Raw genomic sequence first — 553 nt, forward strand, 5'->3', positions numbered from 1 at the left:
GAAGGAAGGAGACTGGACAATGCGAAAACGCCCCGGCGCAGGCGCTCGGGGCGTAACTCGACCGGCACAGGCTCACGGCCCGTTCGGGAGTTCAACCACATACACCTACGCAGGTCGCCCGCAGCTAGCGGATCCTTCAGCCACCGCACCCCTTACGGGGGCGCAGCGACAACCAGCGGTCTTTGGCTTCTGTAGGAGATTACGCGAACGGGCCGCGGCCAGGCAAATCGGCTCTACTGCTGGAGCATGTCCTGGAAGTCAACGGTGTCCGAGGACGTCGGCTCCTCGACCGTCACGGCGGTGCCGTAGTCCGAGTAGTAGACGGTGGAGTCGTAGGAGCCGTTGTTGCTCTGGGCCTGCTCACGCTTCTTGACCAGCAGGTTCTGGTCGTCGACCCACAGGTCGATGGTCTCGGTGTCCATGCCGGAGGTCTCCAGCTGCTTCTGCAGAGCGTCCAGGTCCGACTGGCTCAGCTCCTTGGACTGCATCTTGGCGATCTCGGAGACCTTGACCGTGCCCGTGTAGTGCGTGGCCTTGACGCCCTTCACGTTCT

Annotated in this window: 1 protein-coding gene; it reads right to left on the reverse strand. The window is 63.1% G+C overall.

Going from position 1 to position 553, the window contains the following annotated elements; translation table 11 throughout:
* Positions 1 to 233: 233 nt before the first annotated feature.
* Positions 234 to 553 (reverse strand): hypothetical protein (locus CCN37_RS38495; RefSeq protein ID WP_210408431.1); only part of this gene is annotated, 320 nt, incomplete at its 5' end.

It is taken from the genome of Allokutzneria sp. NRRL B-24872 (genome assembly GCF_002155965.1).
GTDB lineage: Bacteria > Actinomycetota > Actinomycetes > Mycobacteriales > Pseudonocardiaceae > Allokutzneria.